Annotated in this window: 5 protein-coding genes, 1 other RNA gene and 1 pseudogene; 3 read left to right on the top strand and 4 right to left on the bottom strand. The window is 40.5% G+C overall.

Annotated elements, in window-relative coordinates; genetic code table 11:
* Positions 1 to 271, bottom strand: a pseudogene (locus K2N75_RS03015) (hypothetical protein); the annotation flags it as partial.
* 136 nt (positions 272 to 407) lie between these two features.
* The gene (locus K2N75_RS03010; protein WP_297681598.1) at positions 408 to 911 is read right to left on the bottom strand and encodes a helix-turn-helix transcriptional regulator; all 504 of its coding nucleotides are present in this window, start codon (positions 909 to 911) and stop codon (positions 408 to 410) included.
* A gap of 38 nt (positions 912 to 949) precedes the next feature.
* Between K2N75_RS03010 and K2N75_RS03005 the strand changes: the two genes are divergently transcribed.
* The 3 genes from K2N75_RS03005 (at position 950) to hypE (ending at position 4,634) form a co-directional block, all read left to right on the top strand.
* Positions 950 to 3,184: a capsular biosynthesis protein gene (locus K2N75_RS03005; RefSeq protein ID WP_297681596.1), complete on the top strand. Its 2,235-nt coding sequence runs from the start codon at positions 950 to 952 to the stop codon at positions 3,182 to 3,184.
* Positions 3,185 to 3,268: 84 nt separating this feature from the next.
* An RNA gene (rnpB, locus tag K2N75_RS03000) (RNase P RNA component class A) lies at positions 3,269 to 3,590 on the top strand.
* A gap of 15 nt (positions 3,591 to 3,605) precedes the next feature.
* Positions 3,606 to 4,634 carry a hydrogenase expression/formation protein HypE gene (hypE, locus tag K2N75_RS02995; protein ID WP_297681594.1) on the top strand — a complete coding sequence of 343 codons (1,029 nt, stop codon included), beginning with the start codon at positions 3,606 to 3,608 and terminating at the stop codon, positions 4,632 to 4,634.
* Between the two features lie 382 nt (positions 4,635 to 5,016).
* Here the strand turns inward: hypE and K2N75_RS02990 are convergent, their stop codons facing one another.
* Both K2N75_RS02990 and ribA read right to left on the bottom strand, forming a co-directional pair.
* Positions 5,017 to 6,243 carry a molybdopterin molybdotransferase MoeA gene (locus tag K2N75_RS02990; RefSeq protein ID WP_297681592.1) on the bottom strand — a complete coding sequence of 409 codons (1,227 nt, stop codon included), beginning with the start codon at positions 6,241 to 6,243 and terminating at the stop codon, positions 5,017 to 5,019.
* Positions 6,244 to 6,254: 11 nt separating this feature from the next.
* Positions 6,255 to 6,839: a GTP cyclohydrolase II gene (gene ribA, locus K2N75_RS02985; protein ID WP_297681590.1), complete on the bottom strand. Its 585-nt coding sequence runs from the start codon at positions 6,837 to 6,839 to the stop codon at positions 6,255 to 6,257.
* Between the last annotated feature and the right edge of the window lie 40 nt (positions 6,840 to 6,879).

Here is a 6,879-nt window from a genome sequence, read left to right as displayed (position 1 = left end):
TTATTTGGCACGTTTGTTTATATTTTTTAACCTTTTCACAAAAAATCCCAAAAGTAAAATACACAAACCAGCGATTTACCCCCCCCCCCCCGCGAGATTCTACAATCTCTTGCATAATTCGTTTATCTGTCGGCAAGAATCCATCTTGCACGATATAAAAGACATCAATTTGGTTTGGCATTTTGTCTAAAATGTTTAATAAAAGCGTCCCAATCGTAAAGGCACTATCTTTTGTTGCTGCCAAAAGAATCCCGAATTTGTATTTTTGCATTCCCTCTCCTTAAATTTATTTTATACTGCTTTTCTGTAAGACCTTGCCAATCCGCTTTTACTCGTCTTTGCGAGGGCTTGCCTGAAGCAATCCAAATGTAAGAATCCCACCCACAATTCACCACCTAAACAAGATTCTACAATCTCTGCATCATCTCATTTAGTTCTTGAATCTTTTTCTTGTTTTGTGTGAGCAATTCCTCTAGCACGGCAAGCGTCTTGGGCGAAAGATATTCTAACAACTCTATAATCTTTTCGTATTTGTTATAATCCACTTTCCCCTGATAAATCTTTACCATAATCTTTAAGGCTTGTTTGGAATCAGAAAAAAATTCTTGCTCATACACCCCTAAAGCGTCGGCGATATAAGGAATCATATCCGCTTTAATCTCAATATTCCCATTCAGATAAGCATACAAGCTTGAGAGGCTCGGCGTCTCCCCTGTTTTGCTAGATTTTAGCCCAAAATCCACGAGGCGATTCGCCAATTCTCTTTTGCTTATGTTCTTTTCTTTCAAGATTTCATTGATTCTATCTACAACTTTCATTACAACTCTTAACATCAAAATTGCAATTTTAAAGCTTTGGATTATTGTAAAGATATAAACAAATTCTAAGTTACCTATAAGCGCAAAGTTCATAATTGCGCCAAACAAACCAAGAGAACTAAAGGCTAAAAATGCAAATTTTAAGTATTATTATTCCTTATGGCTTAAGCACAGAGCGAAAATTTATCGCAAAAAGAGTGAAATACAAAGCCAAAAATCTAAAAAGCGATGAAAGGGTGCAATATCTCTTTGTAGAAGGGTTTTCCTCCACTCCCTTGCAGGATTCTTTGGAACTGAAAGACTTGATAGAATCGCAAGGACATTTTTATTACAAAGACGCTAGACAGCAAGAAAAGGGTGCTTACTCCCTCGCTGCTTGCAGGAATTATGGAGCAAGATTTGTGCAAACGCCTACAATGATGGTGCTAGATGTGGATTATGTGCTTTTGGATTCTACTTTGGACAAAATCCTAAAACTCATACAAACTAAAGGAATCGCGGAGAATCCCGCGAGTTTTCTCGTGCTTCCTTGCGCCTTTTTAAACGAGCTTGGCACGCAAAAGTTTATCAGTGGTGAGCTAAGAGAGGAGGAAATCCAATCTAGTATCGTATGGAATGACAAAAAAACTCTTGACTTCCTCACGCCCGCTTCAAGCTCTATCGTGCTAAACACCTATACTTTTTTGGAGCTTGGAGGATATGGGGATTTTGTCGGATTTGGCTATGAGGATTTTGACTTTTTCTCTCGGCTTTTAAGGCATTGTGCTACCTTTGAGATAATGCCCAAAGAGATAGAATACTTCGCACGCAATTGGAATCTAAAGGACTTCAGAGGATTCCGCGCTTGGTATGCTTTGGTAGGTTTAGAGGCAATGTTTTATGGAATCTCTCTTGTCCATCTCTACCACGAACGCCCCAATCAGAATGGTTATCTAAGCGCAAATGCAATCAACAACAATAAAAAGCTTTTCTTAAGCAATTTAAACCGCAAAAGCAGTTTAGACCCGCTCATCTTTGCAAAGGCAAAAGAAAAAGTCTGTATTTTGTATAGTGAGAAATCCAATAATTACAGAATTTTGCAAAAGCCCTGCGTGTTTTTGGGAGAACCAATTGCCGCAGAGGAGCGAATGTTTTTTGATGAGGAGGAGTTTAACGCGCAGAGATTCTTAGACTTTAAGCAAAAGCACGCAATCACGCGCTTTTTATGCTTGAATCCTTACGCAAGGGAACAAATCGCACAAATCTATCAGTTTATGCGAGAAAATCAAATCCCTTTTTATGTTTTTGAGAGAGGAGCATTTCCTGATGCTTGGTTTTTTGATGATAGCGGATTTTTGTGCGATTCTAACAATTACGATGAGAAGCTTTGGAATCACGAAATCACTTCTACGCAAAAGGATTCCACCTTGCAATACATTAAGGGACTTTTGGAATCTAATGTATTTTTGGAAGATAAAAATGACATTATCGCACAAGATGAGCTTAAAAGAACGCTTGGAATTCGGCACAAAAGAGTGATTTTCGTCCCCTTGCAAGTGGAATGCGACACAGCGATTCTGCATTTTTCGCCCTATTTTAGCTATGAGGAATTTTTAGAAACCCTAAACGAGCTTGCGGGGGAATATTTCAAAGAAAATGTTGTGTTTGTTTGCAAAAAGCACCCTTTGGGAGGTGATTTAGACAAGAAGCTTTATAAAAACTTAATTTTTGCGCCCGATAATTGCAATTTTCTCTCGCTTATTGATTTAAGCGAAATGTGCGTTTTGCTAAACTCTGGCGTGGGAATGTATGCGATGATTGCCAAAAAGCCCGCGATTGTTTGTGCTAGAGCTTTCTATGCTTTTGATGGTTTGAATCTACAAGCACAATCCAAAGAGGAGTTAAAGGCGCAGATTGATAGAGTGCTATGCGAGGGATTCTGCGTCAATGAGGAGAAAATGCTCGCATTCATTCGCTATTTGCGGGAGGATTTTTATTCCTATCTTTTGGGAGAATCCGTGCTTTTAAAACGTCAAGATGGAAATCTCTTTAGGAGAACAACTGATTTTTATTTTTATCAAATGAATCTTGGAGGGCAGAAATTCTTGCAGGGCAAGAGGTTCGAGAGGCAAAATTACACTTTGGATTCTTTGTGCTATTTGCCCTTTGCCTATGAAATCAATCAAGACAAGGATTCGTTCTTGCAAAAGAAATCTAAAAGCGGGTTGTTTTTGGCTTTCTTATCGTGGTTGGAGGGCTTTAAGAGTTATAGAAAATTAAGAAAACTCTTGCGAGAGCCTAGAAACTTTTTCCTAGATTCCAAAAATCCTTTGTTTTATCCTTTAAAAAAGCTTGTTTCTTTGTCGCATAGATTGCCACAACCCTAAAAGGGCTTCGTAAGGACAATAAGCCTAGCTTAGATTGCTTTGCAGTTAAAACTCTTTTTATGCCATTTCTGCTACAATCACGGCTAGGTGTAGCAAGTGGTTGCTCCAAAAAGAGAGGAAAGTCCGAGCTGCATTGGGATAGGATTCCATTTAAAGAATGGCTAGAGCAATCTAAGGGAAAGCGCAACAGAAAACAAACCGCCACAATCGTGGCAAGGGTGAAAAGGTAGGGTAAGAGCCTACCGAAAGTGTAGCAATGCACTTTGACTTTGCAAGCCCAATCCGCAGCAAGAAAGGTATGGTTAGTATCCCAAGTCTCTAAACCTTTTGCTAGAATTTTGCTGCAAGGCAAAATCCAGATAAATAGCCACATAAACAGAACTCGGCTTATCGCTACACCTAAACTAAGCAAAGGATTTTTATGCGATATTTACAAATTTCAGATTCTATTTTGTTAAGTCACGGAAGCGGCGGCGTAGAATCGCAAAATCTTATTACAGAGCTTTTTTATCCCTTACTAGAAGGCTGTGTAATGGGTGGGGGTGAGGACGCAGGGGTTGGAATCCTAAGCCAAAATACAGAAAAATTCGCCCTTAGCACCGATGGTTATGTCGTCTCACCCCTGTTCTTTAATGGTGGGGACATTGGCAAACTCTGCGTATGCGGAAGCTGCAACGATGTCGCGATGATGGGCGCAAAGGCGCGTTATTTGAGCGCAAGCTTTATGATTGAGGAGGGATTCTTGATTGCAGATTTAAAACGCATTGTAGAATCTTTTGCACATACCCTAAGACAAAGTGGCGCAAAGCTCCTCTCTGCGGACACAAAAGTGCTTCCCAAAGGCACTTTGGATAAGCTTTTCATCACCACAACCGCGCTAGGAGAGTTTCTGCACCCGCATTTGAATTTAAGCGCATTTGGGATTCCGCAAGATTGCGCGATTTTAGTTAGTGGCAACATCGGCACACACGGAGCAGTGATTTATTCCAACCGCGAGGGAATCGGACTACAAAGCGATTTGCAAAGCGATTGCGCCCTACTCTATCCTATCTTAGAGCCACTCTTTGAGGCAAAACTCCAATTATACGCCTTACGCGACGCGACAAGAGGCGGAATCGCAAGCGTGCTAAACGAATGGGCAAACGCTTCAAAAATCGGCATAGAGATTGAGGAAGCGCATTTGCCAATCCTCCCGCAAGTGCGCGGAATCTGTGAATTATTGGGATTTGAAGCCTATAATCTAGCAAACGAGGGAATGTGCATACTATGTGTTGCCAAAGAAGACGCAACAAAGGCTTTAGAGATTCTGCATTCACAAGGCGCGAAAAACGCCGCAATCATCGGCTATACTACCGCAGAAAATGCAACAAAAGTTGTGCTAAAAACCCCCTTTAACGCAAGGCGATATTTAGACTATCCAAGCGGAGAATTACTACCTAGAATCTGCTAAGCTTGCAGTAAATTGCGTTTTTGATGACTTGCGATTCTGCTATTTTCCTTGCGGGATTTTACTTGTAGAAATGAGATTTATTTTTTCGTCCTTGCGAGACTTGATAAATCAAGTCGTGGTGTGCGTTGCAGAGCAACTCACCCGCTTTAGCGCAAATCCATAGTGTAGCATACCTTACGCTTCTCGCCTTATCATTGCGAAGTCCTTTAGGGCTGTGGCAATCTACAATCTAAGCTCAAAGTAAATTTGCAATGGAATCTAAAAAGGTAAGTTTTGGATTATGGATTGCAGGCAAGAATTGTTTCACCATTTATTCTGCTCACTCCTTGTAAGGACAAAGGAGGCACAAGAAGCAAGCAAAGGGTGCTGTGGTGCGACATTGTTAGGCAAGCAAAATTACTTGCACCCTCTCGCCCGCACTTTTGGCAGATTCCAAAATACATAATCCATTATACGCAGAATCTAGCGGACAAAAATTGTTTAAAATCGCGCTTTGGAAGTCCTTTTTGCCCTCAAAATCTATGCTCCATTTACCCTCAACATTTCGCACATTACACACGCGAAATTCTAAGCGAGAATCGGTTTTGCTCACATTTTCTTGTAACAAAACCTCCAAAGTAATAGGCTTAAAATGCCCTCCATTAAGACGCCACAGAATCTCTTTGGCAAAAAGTTCAAAGGTTACCAAAGTAGAGTTTGGGAAGCCGGGCAAGCCAAAAAACTGCTTGCCTCCAAAATGTGCGTAAGAAATGTGTTGTCCGGGCTTAATGTTGATGCCTTTAAACACCATTTCGCTTTCTCTTTCCTTGCAAATTGCCGCAATAAAATCATAATCCCCCACGCTTGCTCCCCCGCTGCTTAGGATTAAATCACATTCGCTAAGTGCTAGATTCACACATTCTTTCACCTGCTCTTTTGTATCTTTTAAAATCGGATAAAGCTTTGGGATTCCGCCATTTTCTAGCACTTTTGCAACAAGCAAATGCCCATTGGCATTGTAAATATTCGCTCCATTTTTAGCACTTTCCCCCAGCTCCAACAATTCGTTTCCACTAACCAAAATCCCGACTTTCGCACGCGTAAATACCTCTACAAAGACACAATTTAGGCTTGCCAAAAGCCCAATATGATTTGCATTAAGCCGCACTCCTTTGGAGATTAGCTTCTCGCCTTTGTGATAATTTGCACCTTTTTGACGAATATATTGCCCAACCTTTGGAATCTCCAAAAGACACAGGGTTTGGGCTTCTATCTTTACCTGTTCTATGGGAACTAAAATATCGGCATTTTGTGGAATCTCCGCCCCTGTGAAAGTCTTAATTGCAAAGGGTTGGTGGAGAGGCAGAACAGAATCCTGCACATTTCCTGCTGGATTCTCTCCCAAGATTTTAAATTCTTGCGCGGCATTTCCTTGCAAAAATTTAGAATTTATTGCGTATCCGTCCATATTGGAGCGCGTGGATTGTGGCATATCTTGCGTTGCAACAACATCGCGCGCCAAAACGCGCCCTAAAGCCTCATACAAAAAGACGCGCTCTATGCCCAAAGTTTCAATCGTTTGGGATTCCAAAATCTCCCTTGCTTGCGCATAATCAATTTTAACTTTCATCTTTTTCCTTATTAAAGCAAATGTCCCATTTTGGTTTTTTTCACTTCCAAATAATGTGCATTATGCGCATTACATTCTACGATAATCGGCTCGCGCGTGAGCTTAATCATAGATTCAAACGCGCGAATTTTGGCTGGATTATTTGTTAGCAAGCGGATTTGGTGCAAATGATAATAATCAAAAATAAACTTCACGATTGCATAATCGCGCTCGTCTTCTCGGAATCCCAAAGCAAGATTGGCTTCAATCGTATCTAAGCCACTATCTTGCAGAGCATACGCATTGACTTTGTTAAAAAGCCCGATTCCACGCCCTTCTTGACGCAAATAAATTAAGAATCCCTGTTCTTTTGCAATTCTTTTCAAAGCCATTTGCAACTCACCGCCACAATCGCATTTAAGACTTGAAAACACATCTCCGGTTAAACATTCCGAATGCACACGCACAAGGGGATTTTCTGGAATCTCTATCGTCCTTAGCACCAAATGTTCCAAGAGATAAGATTCGCCTTTAAAAAGCTTTTTTTCTCTAAAAGATTGAATCATAAAATCCCCAAATTGCGTGGGAAGATTTGCTTGTTTTGAAATTTCTATCATTTAAATTCTCTTTAAAAAATTTTAATTAAATTTGCAAATA

This window comes from Helicobacter sp. (genome assembly GCF_029067145.1).
In the GTDB taxonomy this organism is placed as follows: Bacteria; Campylobacterota; Campylobacteria; order Campylobacterales; family Helicobacteraceae; genus Helicobacter_D.
Note: the sequence above shows the minus strand (reverse complement) of the source record. Positions and strands in the feature narration are given on the sequence as shown.